This window comes from Nocardioides glacieisoli (assembly GCF_004137245.1).
Taxonomy (GTDB): domain Bacteria; phylum Actinomycetota; class Actinomycetes; order Propionibacteriales; family Nocardioidaceae; genus Nocardioides; species Nocardioides glacieisoli.
This window is the reverse complement of the sequence record NZ_SDWS01000002.1, coordinates 456,782-479,062: the sequence shown is the minus strand read 5'-3', so window position 1 is coordinate 479,062 and position 22,281 is coordinate 456,782. Positions and strand designations below refer to the sequence as shown.

Annotated in this window: 21 protein-coding genes; 7 read left to right on the top strand and 14 right to left on the bottom strand. The window is 71.4% G+C overall.

Features of this window, described 5'->3' with window-relative positions:
- The first annotated feature begins 56 nt into the window (after positions 1-56).
- Positions 57-1,988, top strand: a complete 1,932-nt coding sequence (locus EUA06_RS06485; RefSeq protein ID WP_129474192.1) for an ABC transporter ATP-binding protein — start codon at positions 57-59, stop codon at positions 1,986-1,988.
- On the opposite strand, the gene EUA06_RS06480 is transcribed toward EUA06_RS06485, so the two are convergent.
- The 6 genes from EUA06_RS06480 to EUA06_RS06455 form a co-directional block, all read right to left on the bottom strand.
- Positions 1,937-2,959 carry a phosphoenolpyruvate carboxykinase (ATP) gene (locus EUA06_RS06480; RefSeq protein WP_129474191.1) on the bottom strand — a complete coding sequence of 341 codons (1,023 nt, stop codon included), beginning with the start codon at positions 2,957-2,959 and terminating at the stop codon, positions 1,937-1,939. The two genes, EUA06_RS06485 and EUA06_RS06480, sit on opposite strands and share 52 nt — an antisense overlap.
- The gene (locus tag EUA06_RS06475) at positions 2,956-3,393 is read right to left on the bottom strand and encodes a lasso peptide biosynthesis B2 protein (RefSeq protein WP_129474190.1); all 438 of its coding nucleotides are present in this window, start codon (positions 3,391-3,393) and stop codon (positions 2,956-2,958) included. Before EUA06_RS06475 ends, EUA06_RS06480 begins: the two co-directional genes overlap by 4 nt.
- Positions 3,390-4,460, bottom strand: coding sequence for an asparagine synthase-related protein (locus EUA06_RS06470; RefSeq protein WP_129474189.1), 1,071 nt, complete (start codon positions 4,458-4,460; stop codon positions 3,390-3,392). Before EUA06_RS06470 ends, EUA06_RS06475 begins: the two co-directional genes overlap by 4 nt.
- 154 nt (positions 4,461-4,614) lie before the next feature.
- Positions 4,615-4,779 (bottom strand): lasso RiPP family leader peptide-containing protein, encoded by a 165-nt coding sequence (locus EUA06_RS06465; RefSeq protein WP_129474188.1) that lies wholly within the window; start codon positions 4,777-4,779, stop codon positions 4,615-4,617.
- Between the two features lie 112 nt (positions 4,780-4,891).
- Positions 4,892-5,143, bottom strand: coding sequence for a PqqD family protein (locus EUA06_RS06460; RefSeq protein WP_129474187.1), 252 nt, complete (start codon positions 5,141-5,143; stop codon positions 4,892-4,894).
- Complete coding sequence (locus EUA06_RS06455) at positions 5,140-6,735, bottom strand: class I adenylate-forming enzyme family protein (RefSeq protein WP_129474186.1); 1,596 nt, start codon at positions 6,733-6,735, stop codon at positions 5,140-5,142. The genes EUA06_RS06460 and EUA06_RS06455 overlap by 4 nt, the downstream gene beginning before the upstream one ends.
- Positions 6,736-6,935: 200 nt before the next feature.
- On the opposite strand from EUA06_RS06455, the gene EUA06_RS06450 reads away from it, so the two are divergent.
- Entirely contained in the window at positions 6,936-7,781 is an 846-nt protein-coding gene (locus EUA06_RS06450) for a glycosyltransferase (RefSeq protein WP_129474185.1), read from the top strand.
- On the opposite strand, the gene EUA06_RS06445 is transcribed toward EUA06_RS06450, so the two are convergent.
- The 5 genes from EUA06_RS06445 to EUA06_RS06425 all read right to left on the bottom strand — a co-directional run bounded on the left by EUA06_RS06445 (position 7,703) and on the right by EUA06_RS06425 (position 12,335).
- Entirely contained in the window at positions 7,703-8,980 is a 1,278-nt protein-coding gene (locus tag EUA06_RS06445) for a nucleotidyltransferase domain-containing protein (RefSeq protein WP_129474184.1), read from the bottom strand. The two genes, EUA06_RS06450 and EUA06_RS06445, sit on opposite strands and share 79 nt — an antisense overlap.
- Before the next feature lie 11 nt (positions 8,981-8,991).
- On the bottom strand, positions 8,992-9,960 hold the full coding sequence (locus EUA06_RS06440; protein WP_129474183.1) for a glycosyltransferase: 969 nt from the start codon (positions 9,958-9,960) through the stop codon (positions 8,992-8,994).
- A 161-nt stretch (positions 9,961-10,121) separates the two neighbouring features.
- A complete protein-coding gene (locus EUA06_RS06435; protein ID WP_129474182.1) occupies positions 10,122-10,829 on the bottom strand; it encodes a hypothetical protein in 708 nt (235 codons plus the stop codon).
- A gap of 72 nt (positions 10,830-10,901) precedes the next feature.
- Entirely contained in the window at positions 10,902-11,492 is a 591-nt protein-coding gene (gene pth / locus EUA06_RS06430) for an aminoacyl-tRNA hydrolase (protein ID WP_129474181.1), read from the bottom strand.
- 138 nt (positions 11,493-11,630) lie between these two features.
- Entirely contained in the window at positions 11,631-12,335 is a 705-nt protein-coding gene (locus EUA06_RS06425; RefSeq protein WP_129474180.1) for a 50S ribosomal protein L25/general stress protein Ctc, read from the bottom strand.
- Positions 12,336-12,572: 237 nt separating this feature from the next.
- Here EUA06_RS06425 and pepN point away from each other — a divergent pair, with 237 nt between their 5' ends.
- The gene (gene pepN, locus EUA06_RS06420) at positions 12,573-14,984 is read left to right on the top strand and encodes an aminopeptidase N (RefSeq protein ID WP_242498024.1); all 2,412 of its coding nucleotides are present in this window, start codon (positions 12,573-12,575) and stop codon (positions 14,982-14,984) included.
- A gap of 166 nt (positions 14,985-15,150) precedes the next feature.
- On the opposite strand, the gene EUA06_RS06415 is transcribed toward pepN, so the two are convergent.
- Positions 15,151-16,122, bottom strand: coding sequence for a ribose-phosphate diphosphokinase (locus tag EUA06_RS06415; RefSeq protein WP_129474409.1), 972 nt, complete (start codon positions 16,120-16,122; stop codon positions 15,151-15,153).
- Between the two features lie 109 nt (positions 16,123-16,231).
- A complete protein-coding gene (gene glmU, locus EUA06_RS06410) occupies positions 16,232-17,668 on the bottom strand; it encodes a bifunctional UDP-N-acetylglucosamine diphosphorylase/glucosamine-1-phosphate N-acetyltransferase GlmU (protein WP_129474178.1) in 1,437 nt (478 codons plus the stop codon).
- A gap of 64 nt (positions 17,669-17,732) precedes the next feature.
- Between glmU and EUA06_RS06405 the strand changes: the two genes are divergently transcribed.
- From EUA06_RS06405 to EUA06_RS06390, 4 genes are all read left to right on the top strand, one after another.
- The gene (locus tag EUA06_RS06405; RefSeq protein ID WP_165354281.1) at positions 17,733-18,371 is read left to right on the top strand and encodes a TetR/AcrR family transcriptional regulator; all 639 of its coding nucleotides are present in this window, start codon (positions 17,733-17,735) and stop codon (positions 18,369-18,371) included.
- Between the two features lie 76 nt (positions 18,372-18,447).
- Complete coding sequence (locus tag EUA06_RS06400) at positions 18,448-19,941, top strand: flavin-containing monooxygenase (RefSeq protein WP_129474176.1); 1,494 nt, start codon at positions 18,448-18,450, stop codon at positions 19,939-19,941.
- Positions 19,938-20,777 carry an SDR family NAD(P)-dependent oxidoreductase gene (locus tag EUA06_RS06395; RefSeq protein ID WP_129474175.1) on the top strand — a complete coding sequence of 280 codons (840 nt, stop codon included), beginning with the start codon at positions 19,938-19,940 and terminating at the stop codon, positions 20,775-20,777. Before EUA06_RS06400 ends, EUA06_RS06395 begins: the two co-directional genes overlap by 4 nt.
- Positions 20,774-21,676: an alpha/beta fold hydrolase gene (locus tag EUA06_RS06390; protein ID WP_129474174.1), complete on the top strand. Its 903-nt coding sequence runs from the start codon at positions 20,774-20,776 to the stop codon at positions 21,674-21,676. The genes EUA06_RS06395 and EUA06_RS06390 overlap by 4 nt, the downstream gene beginning before the upstream one ends.
- On the opposite strand, the gene EUA06_RS06385 is transcribed toward EUA06_RS06390, so the two are convergent.
- Positions 21,660-22,253 carry a uridine kinase family protein gene (locus EUA06_RS06385; RefSeq protein ID WP_129474173.1) on the bottom strand — a complete coding sequence of 198 codons (594 nt, stop codon included), beginning with the start codon at positions 22,251-22,253 and terminating at the stop codon, positions 21,660-21,662. The genes EUA06_RS06390 and EUA06_RS06385 overlap by 17 nt on opposite strands.
- Between the last annotated feature and the right edge of the window lie 28 nt (positions 22,254-22,281).

Here is a 22,281-nt window from a genome sequence, read left to right as displayed (position 1 = left end):
ACGTAGGCCGACAGTGGATCGGGTCGTGCCCCGGGTGAGCCGCGGGGGCGCGTGACGTGCCGCCCGCACCGCTGGACCCTGTCGCGCTGCGGGTGGCGGCTCGGTCACAGACCAAGTCGCTCGGCCGTCTCGCGTTCCTCATCCGGTCGAGCGTGTCGCTGGCGTGGAGTGCCGGCCCCCGCCCACTGACGGCCCTCGTCCTCCTCCAGGTGGTGTCGGCGGTCGCCCTGGGCCTGCAGGTGGTGGCCGTGCAGCGGCTGCTCTCCGCGGTGCTCGCACCGGGCGATGCCGACCTCGCCGCCACGGCGGGTCCGGTGATCGTGCTCGCCGGACTGACCGCCCTCGGTGCCGTGACGGGTGCGGTGCAGACGCAGCTGCTGCGCGTGCTCGGCGAGATGGTCGTCCGGACGATGTGGACCCGTGTCCTGCGAGTCGCCACTGGGGTCGACCTGCGGCACTTCGAGTCGCCGGAGTTCTACGACCACCTCAGCCGCGTCCAGGGCAACGCGGTGGCCCGTCCCTACCAGGTGACCCAGGGCGTGCTGTCGGCGGCCGGCGCCGTCGTGGCCGGCCTCGGGCTGGCGGTCGCCCTGGCGAGCTTCTCCCCCGCCCTCCTGGCCCTCGCCCTGCTGGGCGGCATCCCACTGCTGCTGACGAGTCGGCGCGAGTCCCGCCTCGAGTTCGACTTCTCGGTCGCGCAGGCCACGGCCATCCGCCGGCGTGCGTACCTCGTGCTGCTGCAGACCGGACGCGACGAGGCGAAGGAGGTGCGCGCCTTCGGCCTCGGGACGTGGCTGTCCGCCGAGTTCGAGGCCCTCTACGAGCACTACCTCGGGGACCTGCGTCGGCATGCGGTCCGGCGGGGCCTCCTCAGCCTGGTGGGACAGCTCGGCGCGGCGATCGTGCTGGGCGGGACGCTGTTCTTCCTCGTCTGGCTCATCTCGAGGGGAGCCATCGACGTGCCGGACGCCGGCGCGGCGGTCCTCGCCATCCGGATGCTGGCGACGCAGGTGCAGTCGTTGCTGCGCAGCGTGCAGCTGATCTTCGAGTCCGGATTGTTCCTCGACGACCTCGACTCGTTCCTCGAGCTGGGCATGCCTGCGCTGGAGCAGTCGCACGGTTCGGACGCACCCGCCTCGTTCGACACCATCCGCGTCGACGACGTGCACTTCAGCTATCCCGGGGCGTCGGTCGAAGCACTGCGTGGCGTGGACCTCGAGCTGCGCGCGGGCGAGATCGTCGCGCTGGTGGGTGAGAACGGTTCGGGGAAGTCGACCTTGGCGAAGCTGCTCGCCGGGCTCTACCAGCCCGATGGCGGACGGATCTCCTGGGACGACACGGATATCTCCCGTTTCCACCCCGCCAGCCTCCGCGAGCAGGTGAGCGTGACGTTCCAGGACTTCGTCCGCTACGCCCTGAGCGGCACGGACAACATCGCCGTGGGCAGGATCGATCGACCCGCCACGCCTGCGCAGGTGCGGGCGGCGGCGCGGGCCACCGGGGCCGAGGGTGTGCTCGACGCGCTCCCGCACGGTTTCGACACGCTCCTGTCCCGGCTCTTCGCGGGCGGGATCGACCTGTCGGGCGGCGAGTGGCAGCGCGTCGCCCTCGCGCGGTCCTTCTTCCGGGACGCCCCGCTCGTCATCCTCGACGAGCCCAGCGCCTCCCTCGACCCACGAGCCGAGCACGCGCTGTTCGCGACGTTGCGCGACGTGCTCGCCGGGCGCACGGCGCTGTTCATCTCGCACCGGTACGCCACGGTCAGGGGCGCCGACCGGATCATCGTCCTGGACGCCGGGGCGGTGGTCGAGGAGGGGACGCACGACGAGCTGATCGAGGCAGGTGGGCACTACGCCGACCTTTACCGTCTCCAGTCGCACACCGACATCGCCGGAGCGCCGCTGGCGGCCGTTGCCGCCACCGCCGGCGGTGCCGGTCAGGTCGGCCGGACCGGTGTCGCCGCGGCCTCCCACCGATCATCCAGCTGAGCGTCGAGCGACTCGAGCATCCGCGAGGACAGGTCCGTCGGGAACGGTGGCCCCCACGGGACGTCGGCGACGAACACCGGGACCCGTCCGCCGAGGTCGACCATCTGGTCGAACTGTGCCGCGAGCATGCGCTCGTCACGGAGACCCAGGATCCGCGGGAAGCCGAGCATGCTCATCGCAGCCGCCGCGGGCCTCAGACGCGTCAGCGTCAGCTCCGGGCTGTTGCGACGCGGCCGGGGAATCACCATCGCCGCCAGGGGCACACCTTCCTCGGTGGCTGCCGGCACGCTCACCGCACGCCGGTCGTCAGCCGTGAGGCGATCCGACACACCCTCGGCGAACTCGCCCGAGAGACCGGCTGCCGCCGCTCGCAGACGGACCTCGGTGGCTCCGAGGGCACACGCATCGAGACCGTCCGCACGGCGGCCCAGCCGCAGCACGTCGTCAGTGATCAGCAGCCCACTGTCCCGGCACATGAGGGTGGCGAGCGTGGTCTTGCCCATGCCCGAGGACCCGATGAAGGCCACCGCTCGTCCGCCCACGTCGACCGCGCTCGCGTGCAGCACCGTCTCCCCCCGCAGCATCAGCAGGTAGGCGAGGACGGTTCCACCCACGATGACGGCTCCCATGGCTTCGGGGACCCCGTCGACCATGTGCAGGGTGACGTGCTCGGCGCGGCTGTCGACCACGACGTCACAGGTCGACCCGAACCGCAGCAGGTGACTGCCGTCCGCGCGGCTCACGAAGCTCGCGGTCAGGCCGGAGTCCGTGGACCACTGGGCGGTCAGGTGTCCAGCAGGGGTCCGGGTCGTGGAGGGCACCGTGGCACCGAGGTCGACGCGTACGTCGGCGCCGTCCGCGGCCCTGGGCCGACGAGCGTGCAGGTCGACCCGGGTCAGGAGGTCCAGTCCGTGCAGCCGGCACCCCCAGCCGCCCTCCTCGCCGCCTCCCGGGTCGTTCGGACCGCTCATGACCGGACGCTCTCGACGGGAGCGAAGTCGGCGGAGACCACGTCGAGGCTCACCCCGCCGACCTCGAGCCATGCGTGGGCCCTGACCTGGCCGTCGTGCTTCGCCACTCCGATGCGCAGGACAGGATCGAGACGACGTACGAGGCAGCCGCCGACCAGGGCGAGCCGCAAGCAGCTGTCGCCGAACGGCCAGTGCCGCAGGGCCCGGCGCGCACACCGGAGCCGTCGTCGGGCCCAGCGCGGGACGACGACCGGGGCTGCAGGTTCGACCTCCCGCTGCGCGCTGGTGTCCAGGGGGACACCGAGCAGCCGCGAGAGCCGCGGGAGCCGGAGCACGCGCAGTCCACCCTCGACGACCAGGGCCAGGGCGAGTGCGGCCGCGGTGAGCGCGAGGTCGACGGGATCCCGGCCACGGCTCCTGGCGAGGTCGCTCATAGTGCGGACCCGGTGTGCGCGGAGGTCGAGCTCAGCCAGGCCGCGTGCAGCAGCGGCGTGGACATGGCGGACGGCACCTCCGCGAGCCACTCGGTCGCGAGGATCCCCACGTCCACGAGCTCGGGGTCCACACCGGTGCCGTCCCAGGACCGGGCGAAGGCCCGCGTCTCCTCACCCATGAATGCACGGTTGAAGTAGGCCTTGGTCCGTCGCTCGAGGACTGCGTCCGGCAGCAGGGCACCGAACAGCTCCCGCATCGCCGCGGTGCGCGACACGAACCCCCACGTCCCCGCCGCCGCGGCCAACGAGCGGACGAAGGTCGCGTCGAGCAGGGGCTCGTGCAGGGACACCCCGTAGTCCGCCACCAGCCTGGTGTAGTTGTGCGTCGCCATGGCCGCCGCTCGGCGGGTGAGCAACCACTCGAGCGAACCGGCTGTGGTGAGCGGCTCGCTCGCGAGGTCGGCGGACAACAGCCGGTGATGTCGCAGTCGCGTCTCCGGCCTGAGCCACGGCTGCAACGCCTCCCGGTCGAACCGCACGCGCTCGCGCACCCGTCGGTAGGGCCGCGGCGCCAACGCGGAGCCTGCAGTACGGAGGTCGCGAGGCCTGAGGGAACGCGGATCCCGACGCCAGGTGCGGCTGACCCGGTAGCCCCGGCGGCGGCCGAGCACCTCGTCACCACCCTCGCCCGTGAGGAGCGAGCCCGAGCCACCGAGCCGGGCCAGGACAGCGGTCTTCACGTGCAGCGCCACGGGCCAGATGAGTCCACGACGGCGCAGGGACGCCTGCGCGTCGGCCCCGAGGAGGTCGTTGCCGTGGCCGAACTCGAGCCGCACCCACTCGTCGAGGCCCAGGTGGGCGACGACCAGGTGCTGCCACTCCGACTCGTCCGACTCGGGAATGCCCGGGTACAGCTCGGTGACCGGGACCGGGTCCGGCAGCCCGTGCCTGCGCGCGAGGTCGGTCGCGACCGCCAGGACGGCGGACGAGTCGCGGCCGCCGGAGAAGGCCACGAAGCAGGGTGCCCGGACGAGCGCCGGCAGGATCGCCGCCTCGAGGGCATGCATCGGATCCAGTGGCCCGGGATCCTGACTGACCGGGGCAGCCACACGTCCGTGGACCCAGCTCGCGACCACCTCGAAGTCGGTCGGTCGCCAGTAACCGCCGTGGGGCCGTGTCACCAGCCGTGAGACCTGCCGCGGCGCGGACAACGCGTCAGGCTCAGGAACCGAACCCGCCGCCACCGCCGCCACCGCCGCCGGGGTTGCCCGGTCGCGTCTCCGGTATCCAGCTCAGGTGGTCCATGTTGCGGTGAGGCACAGCACCTTGCGTGAGCTCGGTGACGGTGCCGATCCTGGTCAGGCTGGGTGCCTCGTACGACGTCATCTCTGCCCCGCTCGTCGTGCTCTCGATGTCAGGCCGGATGACCTACGAGCAATCTAGGTCCGCACTGCCCCGGCGGTCATACCCAAAAGTCAGGACGTCGCCGCGCGACCCGTCACACCACCAGGTCCTGCTCGACGAGCACCGCCACGAAGGTGTCGGTGTCTGCCGCCGCCTCCGTCGGGCTGATGCCGAACTCACGCGCGAGCTCTGAAACCAGTCCGTCACGATCTCGCTCGGTCCTCAGCAGCTGCAGCAGGAACGAGCCGGTGCGGTTGCTCGCGAAGTAGCTCGAGGTGGCCAGGTCGAGCAGCACCGTCTCGCCGTCGATCTCCCGCATCACCAGGTCGGTGTCACGCAGCTTCATGTCCACTCCTCACGTGATCGCCCGGTCGACGTTCGACCACGACGTCCTCCGGCCTCGACGAGCTCCGGCTCCGGCTCCGGCTCCGGGGTGCGTACGTCGTCCCGCGCGAGCTCGCGGAGCCGGGTCTTGACGACCTTCCCGTTCTGGTTCAGCGGGAGCTGGTCGAGGAGCCGGACCTCCTGCGGGACGAGGTGCTTGGCCAGCCGGGCGCGCAGGTGCGCCTCGATCTCGTGCACCGCAAGCTGGTGATCGGGACGCAGCGTGGCGAAGAGCACGACCGCCTCCCCCGCCTCGGTGTCCGGTCGGCCCACCGCAGCTGCCCCGGCGACGGCGCTGAGCTCCAACGCAGCGTCCTCGACCTCGTGGCTGGACACCCGGTAGCCCCAGGACTTGATGAAGTCGTCGCCACGGTCGACGACGTAGAGGAAGCCGTCCTGGTCCATCCGCCCGAAGTCGCCCGTCCGGAGCTCACCGTCGACGTACTTCTCGGCAGTGCCCTCGACGTCCTGCCAGTAGCCCCGGGTGACGTTGGCGCCCCGGACGCGGATCTCGCCGACCGTCCCGGGCGGCAGCTCCACCCCGTCGTCGCCGGTGACGCGCAGGCGCACACCCGGGACGGCCTTGCCGACGGAACCGACCTTCGCTGCCAGCTGCTCGGGTGGCAGGAAGGCGAGCCGGGCAGTCGCCTCGGTCTGGCCGTACATGACGAACAGCCGCGCGTGCGGCTGCGCCTCCACGACGCGCTGGACATGGGCCACGGGCAGCCGCCCGCCCGCCTGCTGGAGGTGTCGCAGCGACGGCAGGGGTCGTGACTCGAACGAGCTGGCCCGCAGGAGCAGCTGGTAGGACGACGGCACCCCCGCGAAGCCGGTGCACTCCTCCTCGGCGATGGCCTCGACGATCGTCTCCGGGAACGCCTGGGTCTCACAGATGACCAGGCTCGCCCCGGTGGCGAGGTGGGTGTGGAGGAGGGACGCCCCGAAGCAGTAGGAGAACGGCAGCACGACGAGCATCCGGTCGTCCCGACGCAGTCCGAGGTAGTCGACGATCGACGCCGTGTTGGCCACCACGTTGGCGTGGCTGACCATGACGGCACGGGGTCGGCTCGTCGTACCCGAGGTGAAGACCAGCACGGCCGTGTCTGCGGCGCGACGTGCGGCAGGCAGCGGGCAGTCGGCTGTGCCGGACAGCAGGTCGCGCACACCTGCACTGGTCCCGACCCGGCTCGCGGCCTCCACGACCGTCCCGTAGCGCCGCGTCAGCCGCTCGTCGACGAGCAGCGTCACGCACCCGACGTGCGCCATCTTGTCGGCGACGTCCGCAGCAGTCAGCACGGGGGGGAGCGGCACCGCGGTGAGCCCGGAACGCAGGATGGCGAGGTAGCTCGCGACCCAGAAGAGCGAGTTGGCGCCCAGCAGCGCGACCCGGTCCCCGGGCTCGAGGTGCCAGGCCTGGAGCTGTTGCGTCTGGTGGGCCACTGCGCGCCGCAGGTCGGCGTACGTGTGACGACCGCCTGCGTCGACGATGACGATGTCGTCCGGAGCTCCTCGGGACAGCAGCAGCTCGCCCGCGTTCGCCGCCTGCGCCTCCATCTGCCCCCCTGCCCAGCGTCGCTCGGACGCGAAGGTCCTCCGGCCAACGTAGAGGGGCCGGCGCCCCGCACTCATCACCGATTGCGGGTATGTGCCCGAGCACGTGCCCGGGGCCAGGACCCCGTCGGGAGAAGGTGTGCTCGGCCGGACAGGTGCCCCATCGGTGCGACGGCCGGGATCGATGTAGCGAGGACGGGTGGATGGGCAATCGCGTCGACGTCGTCATGGTCACCCACCGCAGCGCGGGGTACGTGCACCTGTCGCTGCCCCGCGTGCTGGAGACCCTCGGTCCGGACGACCGGGTCTGGTTGTGGCACAACGGCGACGACGAGGCGACGCTCGAGGCGATCCGCCCCTACCGCGCGGACGAGCGGATCGCGCAGTTCCACCACAGTCGCGACAACGTCCGCCTGCGCCCGCCGACGAACTGGCTCTGGGACGGCTCCGACGCGCGCTTCGTCGCCAAGGTCGACGACGACTGCCTCGTGTCGCCCGGCTGGTTGGACCTCTTCGTCGCCGCCCACGACGACAACCCCGGATTCGGTGTGGTCGGGAGCTGGCGCCACCCGGACGAGGAGTTCCGGCCGGACGTCGCGGCCGCGAAGATCCAGGAGTTCAACGGGGGGCACTCGCTGATGCGCAACCACTGGGTGCAGGGCAGCGGGTACGTCATGCCACGTGCGGTCGTCACCGCCCACGGGCTGCTGGGTCCGCAGGAGTCGTTCAGCAGCTACTGCGTCCGGCTGGCCCGCGCGGGAAGGGTCAACGGCTACTACTTCCCGTTCGTGCGCGAGGAGCACATGGACGACCCCCGGTCCGCGCACACCCTCATCCACGACGACCGCGCCCTGCTCGACCGGATGCCCCTCTCCGCCGCGGCCAACGGCGTCACCACGGTCGAGCAGTGGACGGCGCAGCTCGAGCGGAGTGCCCTGCTCCTGCAGACCGCGCCGCTCGACCTGCGCACCTACTCGGGATGGCGCCGCAGGGCGAGGTCGCTCCGTCGACGCGTCCGCACCGCCACCGGACGTCCACGCCGCTGGTGATCCCCGGGGGTCCCCTCGGTCGTCCCCGTCGAGGCGATCCCGACCCGCTGGTGCTCCGCCTCGACCGCGCTGAGGAAGTGCTCGAGCGACGCCTCGTCCGAGCGTCGCCGGAGCGCGATGCCCGGAGGTACTCGCCGCACCCGTTCCAGGGCGGCCCTGGCGGCACTCCGGCTCAGCACGCGCACGGTCCCCGTCGTGGTCGTCCGGACGGCGCGCGCCACCAGCCTCGCCACACCGGCGTTCCGCCGGGCGCCAGGCACCGGAGCCACCCGGTCGGTGAGCGCCAGGAGTGCGCGGACGGGCCACGGAATCCCCAGCCGTGTGTCGAGGTCGACAGGGAGATCCGTGCGAAGCACCCGCCGCGCACGGCGCGTCACGAGGCAGACCTGGCTCGTCGCCCCCCACTGCCGGGCTCGCGCCACGACCTCGTCCCAGTCGCTGACGAGGCGACTGAGGCCGTCCACGTCGACCAGGTAGACGAGCTTGTTGGCTCCTGACTGGGCGGCGTGCAGGCACGCGTGCACGAACGTGTCACAGGGGTCGAGGGTCCACACCGTCGTCGGGCCGAGGGTAACGGGAACGCGTCGTTCGAGCAGCGCGGCCGTCGGGACCTCGAAGAGCCGCCGACGTGACGGCATGTTGGTGATCGACCAGTGCAGGTCCACGAGCGCACCCGGAGGACTCACCCAGTGCATCTCGCCGGGGGGGTCCTCCGCGGCCAGCATGTCCTCGAAGTCGACGAGCAGCCAGCCGGCCAGGTGGAGCCGGCGGCACACCTCGCGCAGCGAGTCCGGCGCCACCAGCACGTCGACGTCGTTGTAGCTGCGCAGCCCGGCCACGGGATGGGCGACCTCGGAGAAGACGGGTCCCTTGATGATGGCCCACTCGATGTCGGCCAGCTCGTGCGCCAGCTGCTCGATGACCCCGCATGCCTGCAGGTGCGTGGCCATGGCGCACAGGCGATCTGCCTCCAGCGCCGCGAGGCCGGGGTGGGCGGAGCGGCCGAGGACCGACAGGGCGAGGGGCGCGACGCGGTGGAACCGGGCGGCTTCCACCAGCGTCTGGGTGGCGGCGGGATCGAGGGCCAGCGGGCGCACCACCCCGGTGCAGACGTCGACCAACGTCCTGGACACGGCGCGCGCCGCGACCCGCGGCGCCGGGACGGCGTACGAACCTGTCGGCGCGGAGCTGCGGGTCATCAGCGAGATCTCTACGCCCCGACCCTGTCGCGTGGCGCACGCGGCCTGGGCACGAGGTCCAGCACTGTTGGTTGGGGCATCTTGGACACGCCGTGCGCCGCAGCGTGCTGGAGGTCCGCGGTCTTGAGGCTGTCGGCGTCCCGGGGCACACACAGGTCTCGCAGGCCCAGGTCCAGAGCGATGGTCAGCTGGTGGTCGTCGACGTGCTCGCCGTGCATCGCTCGCCGGGGCACGAGGATCGGGAACTTGCCGCTCTCCAGGGCCATCAGCGCGATGCCGGTCCCGGCGTGGGCCACCACGACGTCCGCCTCGGCGATGGCGGAGGCCATCTCCGCCGACCGCACCGTTGCGCGCCCGTCGATGCCGAGCCCGTCGACATCGGTGGACCCGGTCTGCCAGAGCACCTCGGTGTCCGGTGGCACCAGCGGAGCGAGCCTGGCGAGGAGGCGGCGGAAGCCGTACCCCTCCTGGGTGCCGACACTGACCACCATCTTCCTGATCGGGCGCGGGGACCGCTCGAACGACTCGTACAGGTCCCAGGGCGAGGCGAGGTACCGCCAGCGCCGGTTGTCCAGGGCGGCGGACTGGCTGAACGTGCGTACTCCGGGCATCAGGGCCAGCACGCGCCCGGACAGGGACGGAGCGTCGAACCTGGTCGCCGACTCGATGTAGACGGTCCTGATGTTGCGCATCCTGGCCTGCGGCAGCACGGCCAGTGCCAGGGCGGCTCCGGTGCTGATGACCAACGAGACGTCGTGCTGGTCGAAGAGGACTCGGCAGTGGGCTGCGTTGCGCATGACTGCTCCCACGTCGCGGGGAGGGCACGGCTCGGTCCAGTGCACGACCTCGTGCGCAAGGAGCGACTCCGTCTGCGGAGTCCTCGGAGTCACCCACACCACATCCCTGACCGCCAGGCGCGGCCGCAGGGTGTGCAGCTGGGTGATGTGGCCGCCGTCGTTGGCGACGAGGAGCACCGTCATGCGGATCGCCGTGTGCCGACCGAGCAAGGCGTGGCAGTGCGGACGGCCATCTCGAAGTCCCCCCAGTCAGGAGCCGGTCGGTCGGCCGGCACCTCAGATCTTGTGGAGCCAGGACCCGGGAGGCCCCATGGCACGGACCCTTTCGCCAATATTGGTGACCATCAGCGGGGCCGTGCCATGGAGAACTCGATCTGGTTCGAGCGAAGACCTCGGAGGGTGATGAAGAGGTGGTCCAGCTCGAGGACCGACCACTCCCGGTCGATGGCAGAACCGGAGGCAGTGGTGTGCAGCGTCCGGTAGAGGTCGACGGGCCGCCTGCGCAGCTCCGTCTCGAGCGTCCCCTCGAGGACGTGCTGGAGGTAGTCGTGCTGGACCGGCGGTGGGGAACCGCTCCGGTACGAGATGGACAGCTGGTTGTCGGCCGCGAGGTTCGCGAAGGTCCGCCAGTCGAGCGCGAGCAGGTGGTCGACCCTCCGACCGGACCACGACTCGACCGCGGCCACGGTCTCGCTCGCCGAGCCGGAGGCGAACGAGGCGGCGACCTCGGCGAGGACCGGCAACGTCAGGACGCGCACGGCAGAGCCGTCCGGGTCGATCTCCACCAGCATCACGGCCTCGACCGACTGCACCCCCGTCAGCCAGGCGACGTCACCGGCGTCGTCAGGACGCGTGCCGAGCATCAGGATCGTCTCGCCCGGGGCGCTGGCCGGACGGTGGCCCAGCCCGTCGAAGGCACCGTGGATCCGGTCGACCCGGCCCAGCAGGCTGGCGTTGACCGCGACCGCCGAGAGCACCACGGACAACGCGACGAGGACCACGACGCGGCACGCGCGTCGCACGTAGCGGCGTACGGACGCCGTCGGCTGCATCGCACACCTCCCGCGGACACGACGACGCTAGGGCGGTGGGACGAGGCCCCTCATGCCCCAAACCGGGGATGCTCAGGAGTTGAAGCGCTGCTGGGTCTTCTCGAGCCCGTCGGTGACGAGCGACTCGACCGCGTCGGCGGCGTCGCCGACCTGGAACGGCAGCTCCTTGCGCTCGACGGTGGAGTAGTTCGACAGCACGAAGTCGGCGACGTCCTGGCGTCCCGGCGGCCGGCCGATGCCGGCGCGCACCCGGTAGAAGTCACCAGTGCCGAGCGAGGACCGCATCGACTTGAGGCCGTTGTGGCCGTTGTCGCCGCCGCCGAACTTGATCCGGAGCGTGCCGAACGCGATGTCGAGCTCGTCGTGGATGGCGACGATGCGGTCGGGCGCGACCTTGTAGAAGGTGGCGAGCGCCTTCACCGGGCCGCCGGCCTCGTTCATGTAGCCGCGACCGCGGGCCAGCACGACGCGGGGACCGCCGATCGACAGTCGGCCCTCGACGACGTCGGCGCGACCGGTCTTGTGCGACCTGAAGGGCGATCCCATCCTCGACGCGAGCTCGTCGGTGACCAGGTAGCCGATGTTGTGGCGGTGACCGGCATAGCCCGGGCCCGGGTTGCCGAGGCCGACGACCAGCCAGACGTCGAAGGGCGCGTCACTCATGTCCTCATCCTTTCATCGCCGAGCGGGCGGTTCGTCGCGCAGAAATGCGCTGACCGGGCGATTCCTCGCGGTGCAGCGCGAGGAATCGCCCGGTCGGTGCGTCTGAGGGCGAGGAATCGCCCGGTCAGCGTGCGGGGATCACTCGGAGTCGGAGTCGCCCGACGCGTCGCCGGACTCCTGCGCAGCGTCCTCGGCCTTGGCCTCGTCCTGCGCCTCGGGGATCTCCTCGTCGGACGGGTCGTGCTCGATGCCGAGGTCGGCCTCGGCCTCCTCCAGCTCGGCCTCGAGGGCCTCGGCGGACATCTGCTCGGTCACGTTGACGATGAGCAGGTCCTCGTCGGCGAGCAGCGTGGTGCCCGACGGGAGGTCGAGGTCCTTGGCGAGGATCTGGGTGCCGGCGGTGGCGCCCTCGACCGAGACCTCGAAGAACTCGGGGATGTGGGTGGCCTCGGCCTCGACGGAGACGACCGTGTTCTCGTTGACGACCAGCGTCTCGGGGGCGGCGTCGCCGGTGACGTGGATCGGGACGTCGACGGTGACCTTCTCGCCGCGGCGGACGGCGACGAAGTCGAGGTGCTCGATGACGCGGCGGATCGGGTCGACCTGGACGTCCTTGGTCAGCGCGAGCTGCTCGGAGCCGTCGACCTCGAGCGAGAGGAGCGCGTTGGCGCCACCGTGCTTGAGGGCCATCATCGTCTGGTGGCCGGGCAGGATCACGTGGATCGGGTCGTTGCCGTGGCCGTAGATGACGGCGGGGATCTTGTTGTCGCGACGGATCCGGCGGGCGGCGCCCTTGCCGAACTCGGTGCGGGCCTCGGCGGCGATCTTCTCGGGGGCAGACATGTGCTTCTCCGTACGTGTAGGGGTCGGGGGCCTCGGGCCGGAGACGACGAACGCCGCGCTCCGGATCGTGAGCGCGGCGCAGTGGAACTGACCGGCCCAGTCGATCACGGAGTCCCAGTGGTTCGTGCGGGCTCCCTCGCCGAGGCAACCCGTGAACTCTAGACCCGGCCGGGAGGCTGGGTCGAATCCCCGGTGACCACACCATGACCGCCCCCCTAGGGTGACCGGGTGCCCCTGATGCTCCCCGAGGCGCGCGAGCGCGCCGTCCTGCTGACCGACGTCCACACCGTGGTCCACCTCGACCTCACCTCGACCGAGGACTTCGGGGTCGAGGCGACGATCTCGTTCCGCTGCACGCAGCCGGGCGCCTCGTCGTTCCTCGAGCTCAACGGCGGGCGCGACGTGACCATGAACGGCGAGCCCGCGCCGTACGCCGACGGGCGGATCGCGCTGACCGACCTGGCCGAGATCAACGAGGTCCGCATCACCGCCCGGATGCCCTACGTCCACGACGGCGACGGGATGACCGAGACGATCGACCCCGCCGACGGCGAGCGCTACGTCTGCGCGCACACGTCGATGGACATCACCCAGAAGGTCATCCCCTGCTTCGACCAGCCCGACATCAAGTCGACCTTCGCGCTCTCGGTGACGGCGCCGTCGCACTGGACCGTGCTGGCCAACGGCGCGCTGGAGGACCGCTCGTCCGGGGAGCGCGGTGACACCTGGCGGTTCACGACCACCCCACCCTTCTCGTCGTACCTCTTCACCCTCGTCGGCGGCCCCTGGGTCTCGGTGACGTGGGACGAGCCCTACGCGCCGGCACCCGGCGGCACCCTGCCCTTCGGCTGGCACGCCCGCGCGTCGCAGGAGCGCGAGCTGCGCCGCGACGCCGACGAGCTCAAGCGGATCACCAGCACGTGCTTCCAGCACTACACCTCGATCTTCGAGCCGGAGTACCCCTACGCCGACTTCCAGCAGGTCTTCGCGCCCGGGCTCAACTGGGGCGCGATGGAGTTCCCCGGTTGCGTGGTCTACCGCGACGAGGCGCTCAAGCAGGGCACGCCGACCGAGCTCGAGCGCGAGTGGGTCGCCTCGACGATCGCCCACGAGATGGCGCACATGTGGTTCGGCGACCTGGTGACCATGAAGTGGTGGGAGGACTCGTGGCTCAACGAGTCGTTCGCCGACTTCATGGGCTACGAGGTCTCCGGCGTCGCCGCGGGATACACCGACGTCTGGACCTCGGCCGCCATCACCCGCAAGACGACGGGCTACCGCGCCGACCGTCGTCGCTCGACGCACCCGATCGCCGAGGACACCGACAAGATCGTCGACGTCGACACCGCGTTCGCCAACTTCGACATGATCACCTACGCCAAGGGCAACGCGGCGCTCGCGCAGCTCGGCCACTGGCTCGGGGAGGAGGACTTCCTCGCCGGGGTCAACAAGCACCTCACGACCCACGCGTTCGGCAACGCCGACCTCGCCGACTTCCTCGACTCGCTCGACTCCGAGAGCGAGCACGACGTGCGGGCGTGGGCGGAGGCGTGGCTGCGCTCGACGGGCTTCGACACCCTCGTGGTCACGCGCGACGGCGACGTGCCGGTCCTCACCCGCGAGGGCTCGCGGCCGCACCGCCTCACCGTGTCGGCGTACGACGACTCGATGCAGCTCGTGGGCTCGCGCGACGTGCAGCTCGGCGACGAGCCGGTGCGGCTCGAGGAGTTCGCCGGGCGGATCGTGGTGCCCAACTCCGGCGACGAGACCTTCGCGGTGATCCGCCCCGACGAGCAGTCGTGGAGCGCGATCACCGCCGGCCTGTCCTCGGTCGAGCCGCAGCTCACCCGGGCGGTGCTGTGGTGGACCGCCGTCGACCTCACCGAGTCGCGGGTGATCGGCGTCGACGAGCTCATCGCGCTCGCCGACCAGCACCTCCGACCGGAGACGCACCCGCTGGTCTTCGAGGGCGTGATGCGCAACCTCCAGACCATCACCCGTCGCTACGCCTCACCCGAGGAGGCCTCCGGCCACCTCGCGGTGATCGCCGACATCGCCCGCGAGGCGACCGACGGTGGCAACCCGGCGCTCGCCCCCGGTGCGTCGCGGGTCTTCGCCCGGCTCACCGCGGACCGGCAGCGACTGGTCGCCTGGCTCGGCCAGGACGACGTCGACCCGAGCGTGCGCTGGGCCGCCGTCCAGCGCCTCGCCGAGCTCGGCGACGACTCGCACATCGACCCCGAGGCCGAGCGCGACAAGTCGGTCTCCGGCCACCACGCCGCGCTGACGGCGCGGGCGCTGGTGCCGACCGAGGCTGCCAAGGCCGAGGCCTGGGCGCGGCTGATGAGCGGCAACCTCAGCAGTCACGAGTTCGACGCCGTCGGCGACGGGTTCTGGGGCTGGGAGCAGGCCGAGCTGGTCCACCCCTACCTCGCGCGCTACGTCACCGACGGCCTCGACCTGGCCAAGCGCTCGGGCCAGGCGATGGCCGACAGCATCGGCGACGCCTTCCCGCGGCTGCCACTCACCGAGGACGTACGCCGTGAGCTCCGCACCGTCGTCGCGGCCGCGCTCGAGGGCGGCGACGTGCCGACGGTGCTGGCGCGGGCGTGGAACGACGCGCTCGACGACCTCGACCGGACGCTGTGACGCACCCCTAGGTGGTCGAGTAGCCCGCGAGCGCCAGCGAGCGGGCGTATCGAGACCAACATCCACACGCGGATCTCGATACGCCCGTCACCGCTTCGCAGGCTCAGCGGTGGGGCTACTCGATCTCCTGCCTCGGAAGGCAGCCGGCTCGTCCCTCGCCGTCTACCTAGGCATGACCGTCGAACATGGAGGTGACGCTGCCGTCCTCGAAGACCTCCCGGATCGCCCGGCTGAGCAGCGGGGCGATCGAGAGGGTCGTCAGCTTGTCGAACTGCTTCTCCGCCGGGATCGGGAGCGTGTTGGTGACCACGACCTCCATCGCGGTGGAGTTCTTCAGGCGGTCGATCGCGGGGTCGGAGAGGATCGGGTGGGTCGCGGCGATGATCACGCCGGCGGCGCCCTCGGCCATGCAGGCCTCTGCGGCCTTCACGATCGTGCCGCCGGTGTCGATCATGTCGTCGGTGAGGATGCAGATCTTGCCGGCGACCTCACCCACCACGCGGTTGGCGACGACCTCGTTGGCCACGTCGATGCGGCGGGTCTTGTGGATGAACGCCAGCGGCGCGCCGCCGAGGCGGGCCGACCAGCGCTCGGCGACCTTGATCCGGCCGGCGTCCGGGGAGACCACGGCGAGCTGCTGGTCGCCGTACTTGGCCTTGACGTAGTCGGTGAGGATCGGCAGCGCCATCAGGTGGTCGACCGGGCCGTCGAAGAAGCCCTGGATCTGGTCGGCGTGGAGGTCGACGGTGATCAGCCGGTCGGCGCCGGCGGTCTTGAAGAGGTCGGCCATCAGCCGTGCCGAGATCGGCTCGCGGCCGCGGTGCTTCTTGTCCTGGCGGGCATAGCCGTAGAACGGCATGACCACGGTGATCCGCTTGGCCGAGGCCCGCTTGAGGGCGTCGACCATGATCAGGTGCTCCATGATCCACTCGTTGATCGGAGCCGTGTGGCTCTGGATCACGAAGGCGTCGCACCCTCGCACGGACTCCTCGTAGCGGACGTAGAGCTCGCCGTTGGCGAAGGCCCGCGCGTTCGTCGGCACGAGGCCGCACTCGAGGAGCTCGGCCACCTCCTCCGCGAGCTCGGGATAGGCCCGTCCGCTGAAGACCATCATGTTCTTCTCGGTGGTCTTCTTCATTCCGGTCACGGCGACGCGACTCCTCGTGCTGGTGCCTGGGGGTGGACGGCTCGTTCGGAGGTGCTGGACAGGATTCTCGCCCACGCGGCGGCCATCCGCGAGCCCGGGGTCACCCCTCGGTCGTCTCCTGCTGTTCACGCGCCCGACGCGCGGCGTCCGCCTGCGTCGTGCCGGCCCGCTTCGACTCGGTCCAGCCCTCGAGGTTGCGCTGAGGGGCACTGCTGACGGCGAGTGCGCCCGGCGGCACGTTGCGGCGTACGACGGTGCCGCCCGCGGTGCCCGCGCCGTCCCCGATCGTGACCGGCGCGACGAAGGTGTTGTGGGACCCCGTCTTGGCGTGGCGCCCGATGGTCGTGCGGTGCTTGGCCACGCCGTCGTAGTTGGCGAAGATCGTCCCGGCGCCGATGTTGGTGCCCTCGCCGATCTCCGCGTCACCGACGTAGGACAGGTGCGGGACCTTGGCCCCGTCGCCGATCTGGGCGTTCTTGGTCTCCACGAACGTGCCGATCTTGCCGGCTGCGCCGAGCTGCGTGCCGGGGCGGAGGTAGGCGAACGGCCCGACGGTGGCGCGGTCGCCGATGACGGCGAGCTCGCCGTGGGTGCGTACGACCCGCGCACCGGCGCCGATCTCGCAGTCCTTCAGCGTGGTGTCGGGGCCGACGACAGCGTCCTCGCGCACGACGGTCGCGCCGAGGAGCTGGGTGCCGGGGAGGATGGTCGCATCGGGCTCGATCACCACGTCGGCCTCGATCCACGTCGTGGCGGGGTCCATGACGGTGACGCCGTCCTTCATCCATCGCGTCACGATGCGGCGGTTGAGCTCCCTGCCGAGCTCGGCGAGCTGGGCGCGGTCGTTGGCGCCCTCGGTCTGCGCGACGTCGTCGATGAGGTGCGCGCCGACGGTGAGCCCGTCCTCGCGCGCGAGGTGGACGGCGTCGGTGAGGTAGTACTCGCCCTTGGCGTTGTCGTTGGTGATCCGCGGCAGCGCGGACACGAGGAACTCGGCGTCGAAGGCGAGGATCCCGGAGTTGATCTCGTCGATCGCCTGCTGCTCGGGCGTCGCCTCCTTCTCCTCCACGATCGCCTCGACGTCGCCCTCGGCGTTGCGGATGATCCGGCCGTAGCCGAACGGGTTCGGCACCCGGCCGCTCAGGATGCTCACCGCTCGCTGCGCCGCCTCGTGCTCGGTCGCGAACGCCAGCAGCGACTCGCCCTCCAGCAGCGGGGTGTCGCCGGCCGCGACGATCACGGTGCCGGTGGTGGTGCCCACCGCCTCCATCGCGATGCGGACGGCGTGGCCGGTGCCCTCCTGCTTCTCCTGCACCGCCAGCACCGCCGTCGGCAGCAGCTCGGTGATGTGCGGCCCGACCTGCTCGCGCTGGTGGCCGACCACCGCGACCACGGCGGTGGGCTCGACGGCCTGGACGGCCCGCAGCACGTGGCCGATCATGGAGCGGCCTGCGATCGGGTGGAGCACCTTCATCGTCTTCGACTTCATGCGGGTGCCGCCGCCGGCAGCGAGGACGATCACGGTGAGGTTCTCCATGGGTCGCAGTGTGTCACTGCCGGCGCCCGACCAAACCTGCGCGCCCCTGTGGTCGAATGGCGGCGTGAGCGGGCGCAGCTACGGCGGGGAGTCGGCGACCGACCGCCTCGCCCGTCGGCGCCGGCAGCTGCTCGACGCGGGGCTGGAGCTCTTCGGGACCACCGGCTACCGCGCGACGACCGTGCGCCAGCTCTGCCGCGAGGCGAAGGTCAGCGACCGCTACTTCTACGAGCAGTTCGACTCCACCGAGGACCTCCTGCTCGCGGTGTACGACGAGTGCACCGCCCGCCTCGAGGAGGCTGCCGTGGCCGCCCTCGGTGACCCGGGCGACGCCGTGCAGGACCTGGCCCGCCGCGGCCTCGACGCCTTCCTCTCCGTCGTGGAGTCGGACCCGCGCCTGGCCCGGGTGGTGTGGTTCGAGGTGCTCGGCGTCAGTGCCCGCGTGGAGACGGCGTACCTCGCCCGGATGCAGTCGTTCGGCCACCTGATGGTCGCGGTCGTCGCCGGGCGGGCCGAGGCCGCGGACGTCCCCGAGGTCACCCGCGAGCTGATGGCCACCACGGCCGTGGGGGCGGTCAGCTACACCGTGATGACCTGGGCCAACGCCGACTTCTCCCCCGCCCGCGACGAGGTCGCGGAGACGCTGGCCCGGTTCCTGGCCGGAGCAACGACGGCCGTGCTGGAGTCGCCCCGGTCGGGGTGACCTGCGTCACGCACCGATGCGGAATCGACTGTCCTCACTCTAATGTGATGACAACAGATTCCAGATCGGAGGAACGATGGAGACCACGACCGTGCTCATCATCGGCAGCGGCTTCGGCGGCCAGGTGACGGCGATCAACCTGCTGCGCCGCGGCATCACCGACTTCCGCATCCTCGAGCGCCGCGACTTCATGGGCGGCACCTGGTGCCAGAACTCCTATCCCGGCGCCGCCGTCGACGTCCCGTCGCCGCTCTACTCGATCGCCTCCGAGCCCTACCCCTGGACCCGGATGTACGCCGAGCAGGCCGAGCTCCGCGACTACACCGAGCACGTCATCGACCGTCACCGGCTCCGCGAGCGCACCGTGCTCGGCGCCGAGGTCACGGGCGCGGAGTGGGACGGCGAGGCCTGGACCGTGCGGACCGGCGACGGCGGGACGCACCGTGGCCGCTTCCTGGTCAACGCCTCCGGCCCGCTCAGCACCCCCGTCGTCCCGCCCTTCGCCGGCCTCGACGACTACGCCGGCCACGCCTTCCACACCAACGCCTGGGACCACGACGTCGACCTGGCCGGCAAGCGCGTCGCCGTCATCGGCTCGGGCGCCAGCGCCGCGCAGGTGATCCCCGCGATCCAGCCCGAGGTGGGCGAGCTGCACGTCTTCCAGCGCAGCCCCCACTGGGTGCTCCCCCGCCCCGACCGGGTCTTCACCCGGCTCCAGCGGCGCGCACTGCGCCTGCGGCCCCTGCAGCGGGCCCTGCGCACCGCGATCTACTGGAAGCTCGAGACCCGGGTCATCGGCTTCAAGCACAACCGCTGGCTGCTCAAGCGGATCGCCCAGCGCAAGGCCCTCGACCACCTCACGACACAGGTGCCCGACCCCGACCTGCGCGCGAAGCTCACCCCCGACTACACGATCGGCTGCAAGCGGATCATCCTGTCCGACACGCTCTATCCCGCCCTGGGATCGCCAAACACGACGCTCCACGACCGTCACGACGGCATCGACCACTTCGACGCGACCGGCATCGTCACCGCCAGCGGGGAGCACCTCGACCTCGACGTCGTCGTCTTCTCCACCGGCTACGACGCCACGGACGGCGTCATCGCGTACGACGTCCGCGGACGCGACGGCGTCGCACTGGCGGACGTCTGGGACGAGTTCCCCCGCGCCTACCTCGGCACGACCGTCCCCGGGTTCCCCAACTTCTTCGTCGTCACGGGCCCCAACACCGGCATCGGCCACACCAGCGCGATCTTCGTGATCGAGGCGCAGATGGAGTACCTGATGCGGGCGATCGGAGCCGTGTTCGACACGGACGCGGCCAGCATCGAGGTGCGCGCCGACGCCGAGGCGACGTACACCGACTGGGTCCACCGCGAGATGGAGAGGACCGTCTGGCACTACGGCGGGTGCACGTCCTGGTACCGGTCCCGCTCGGGACGCGTCGTCGCGATGTTCCCCGGCTTCTCCTTCTCCTTCCGCCGGCTCGCCCGGCGCTTCCGGCCCGAGCACCACGTGCTCGAGCCACTCCCCACCACCTCACCCGTCCCCGAGAGGATCTCCGCATGAAGCACCTCGACGACAAGGTTGCCGCCGTCACCGGCGCCGGCTCCGGCATCGGCCGCGCGCTGGCCCTGCACCTCGCCGACCGCGGCTGCCGGCTCGCGCTCTCCGACGTCGACACCGCCGGACTGGCCGAGACGGAGCGCCTCCTCGAGGGTCGCGCCCGCGCCGTCACCACGGCCGCCGTCGACGTCGCGGACGAGGCCGCGGTGCTGGCCTGGGCCGACGCCGTCGTGGCCGACCACGGCCGCGCCAACCTGGTGTTCAACAACGCCGGTGTGGCGATGTCCGGCACGGTCGCCTCGCACTCGACCGACGACTACCGCTGGATCATGGGCATCAACTTCTGGGGCGTCGTGCACGGCACCAAGGCCTTCCTCCCCCACCTCGAGGCGTCGGGCGAGGGGCACGTCGTCAACATCTCCAGCGTCTTCGGGCTCACCGCGCAGCCGTTGATGAGCGGCTACAACGCCAGCAAGTACGCCGTCCGCGGCTTCACCGAGTCGCTGCGCCAGGACCTCGAGCTCACGCGGTCGTGCGTCAGCGCCACGTGCGTGCACCCCGGCGGCATCAAGACCAACATCGCCCGTTCGGCGCGGTTGGACCCGAGCGTCGCCACGGCCACCGGCAAGCCCGCGGAGGTCGCCAACCGGGAGTTCGAGAAGTCCTTCATCACCACCCCCGCCAAGGCCGCCGAGGTCATCGTCGGTGCGGTGCAGAAGAACAAGAGGCGCGTGCTGGTCGGGCCGGACGCCCGGGTCTTCGACGCGATGGTCCGCGTCGCGCCGACGGGCTACCAGCGGCTCATCACCGGCGTGGTCCGGTCGCGGGGCGGCAAGTGAACCGGCGTACGGCGCTGGGCGCGCGTGTCCTCGCCGGGGCGACGCGGGCCGAGGCGAGGGCCTACGGCCTGCGCGAGAGCCGCGTCGACGCCGGCGACACCACGCTGGCCGTCCTCGAGGGTGGTCCGGCGGACGCGCCCCCGGTGGTGCTGCTGCACGGCTTCACCGCCGACCGCGTCGTGTGGATGCGCTTCGCCCGGCACCTCGTGCGCGACCACCGCGTCGTCATCCCCGAGCTCGCCGGTCACGGCGCGTCCGGCTTCGCCCGTGGCACCGGCTTCTCGGCGCCTGCGCAGGCCGCCCGCGTGGCCGCCGTGATGGAGCGCCTCGGGATCGACGACGCCCACGTCGCGGGCAACTCGATGGGCGGCTTCGTCGCCGCGACCCTCGCGCTGGACCACCCCGAGCGCGTCCGCTCCCTGCTGCTCAGCGATGCCATCGGCGTCGCGTCCCCCGAGCCGAGCGAGGCCGAGGTGCAGATCCGGTCCGGGCGCAACCCGTTCTTCCTCGACGACGTGGCCGACTTCCCGGCGTTCTACGCGATGACGATGGCCAGGCCGCCGTTCGCGCCCCGTCTCGTGCGCGACGCCATCGCGGCCGACTACGTCGCGCGACGTGGCGACTACGAGGAGATCTTCACCGACGTCTTCGACGTCGCGACCCTCGACGACCGGCTCGGCGAGATCGACGTGCCGACGCTGGTGATGTGGGGCGAGCAGGACCGGCTCGTGCACCCCAGCACGGCCCGCACGTGGGCCGACGGCATCGCCGGCGCACGCACCGTCACCTATCCCGAGGCCGGGCACATGCCGATGCTGGAGCTGCCGGCCCGCACGGCCGCGGACTACCGGGCGTTCCTCGCCCGGGTCGGCGCCTCGACCGTCATCGCGGAGCGCTGATCACCAGGTCGACCCGCTCCTGCGGGCGCTCCAGCCGCTCGTAGTCATGGCCCTCGGGGATCCACTTGGTGCCCCAGAGCGCGATCTCGGCGGCGTCGTCGCCCTGCAGGAGGTTGCGCGCGACGGCCCGGCTCCCGGCCTCGTCCGGGTCCATGTCGACCCACACCATCAGGTCGAACCAGTCACGCGTGCGGTCGCTGAACAGCCGGATGCCCTCGACGACGAGCGCCGCCGGCATCGGGTGGTCCTCGACGCCGGTCTCCCCCGACCACCAGCGGTACTCGTAGCGCAGCCGGTCGTGCCCCTCGCGGGCCGACCGGACCACCTGCTCGAGCAGCGCCCAGTCGTACTGCTCCCACAGTCCCGCCTCCGGCCCGCGCGTCTCGGCGTAGAACGCGTCCGTCGCCACGACCTGGTCGTCGACGATGCCGAGGTCGTCGGCGAGCCGGAGTGCCATCGTCGACTTGCCCGCCCCGCCGTGCCCGCTGATCCCGACCACCGGCACGCGGTCCCCGGACGCGCCGATCAGGGCGCGTGTCCGCGCCATCAGGTCGTCGTACGTCGCCTCGGTGCTCATGGCGCCATCGTGCTGGGTGGCGCGTCGC

Coding starts and splice junctions, on each gene's coding strand:
- EUA06_RS06480 (WP_129474191.1), bottom strand. CDS start 2,959: ATGAGCGGTCCGAACGACCCGGGAGGCGGCGAGGAGGGCGGCTGGGGG.
- EUA06_RS06475 (WP_129474190.1), bottom strand. CDS start 3,393: ATGAGCGACCTCGCCAGGAGCCGTGGCCGGGATCCCGTCGACCTCGCG.
- EUA06_RS06470 (WP_129474189.1), bottom strand. CDS start 4,460: ATGCATGCCCTCGAGGCGGCGATCCTGCCGGCGCTCGTCCGGGCACCC.
- EUA06_RS06465 (WP_129474188.1), bottom strand. CDS start 4,779: ATGACGTCGTACGAGGCACCCAGCCTGACCAGGATCGGCACCGTCACC.
- EUA06_RS06460 (WP_129474187.1), bottom strand. CDS start 5,143: ATGAAGCTGCGTGACACCGACCTGGTGATGCGGGAGATCGACGGCGAG.
- EUA06_RS06455 (WP_129474186.1), bottom strand. CDS start 6,735: ATGGAGGCGCAGGCGGCGAACGCGGGCGAGCTGCTGCTGTCCCGAGGA.
- EUA06_RS06450 (WP_129474185.1), top strand. CDS start 6,936: ATGGGCAATCGCGTCGACGTCGTCATGGTCACCCACCGCAGCGCGGGG.
- EUA06_RS06445 (WP_129474184.1), bottom strand. CDS start 8,980: ATGACCCGCAGCTCCGCGCCGACAGGTTCGTACGCCGTCCCGGCGCCG.
- EUA06_RS06440 (WP_129474183.1), bottom strand. CDS start 9,960: ATGACGGTGCTCCTCGTCGCCAACGACGGCGGCCACATCACCCAGCTG.
- EUA06_RS06435 (WP_129474182.1), bottom strand. CDS start 10,829: ATGCAGCCGACGGCGTCCGTACGCCGCTACGTGCGACGCGCGTGCCGC.
- pth (WP_129474181.1), bottom strand. CDS start 11,492: ATGAGTGACGCGCCCTTCGACGTCTGGCTGGTCGTCGGCCTCGGCAAC.
- EUA06_RS06425 (WP_129474180.1), bottom strand. CDS start 12,335: ATGTCTGCCCCCGAGAAGATCGCCGCCGAGGCCCGCACCGAGTTCGGC.
- pepN (WP_242498024.1), top strand. CDS start 12,573: ATGCTCCCCGAGGCGCGCGAGCGCGCCGTCCTGCTGACCGACGTCCAC.
- EUA06_RS06415 (WP_129474409.1), bottom strand. CDS start 16,122: ATGAAGAAGACCACCGAGAAGAACATGATGGTCTTCAGCGGACGGGCC.
- glmU (WP_129474178.1), bottom strand. CDS start 17,668: ATGGAGAACCTCACCGTGATCGTCCTCGCTGCCGGCGGCGGCACCCGC.
- EUA06_RS06400 (WP_129474176.1), top strand. CDS start 18,448: ATGGAGACCACGACCGTGCTCATCATCGGCAGCGGCTTCGGCGGCCAG.
- EUA06_RS06395 (WP_129474175.1), top strand. CDS start 19,938: ATGAAGCACCTCGACGACAAGGTTGCCGCCGTCACCGGCGCCGGCTCC.
- EUA06_RS06385 (WP_129474173.1), bottom strand. CDS start 22,253: ATGAGCACCGAGGCGACGTACGACGACCTGATGGCGCGGACACGCGCC.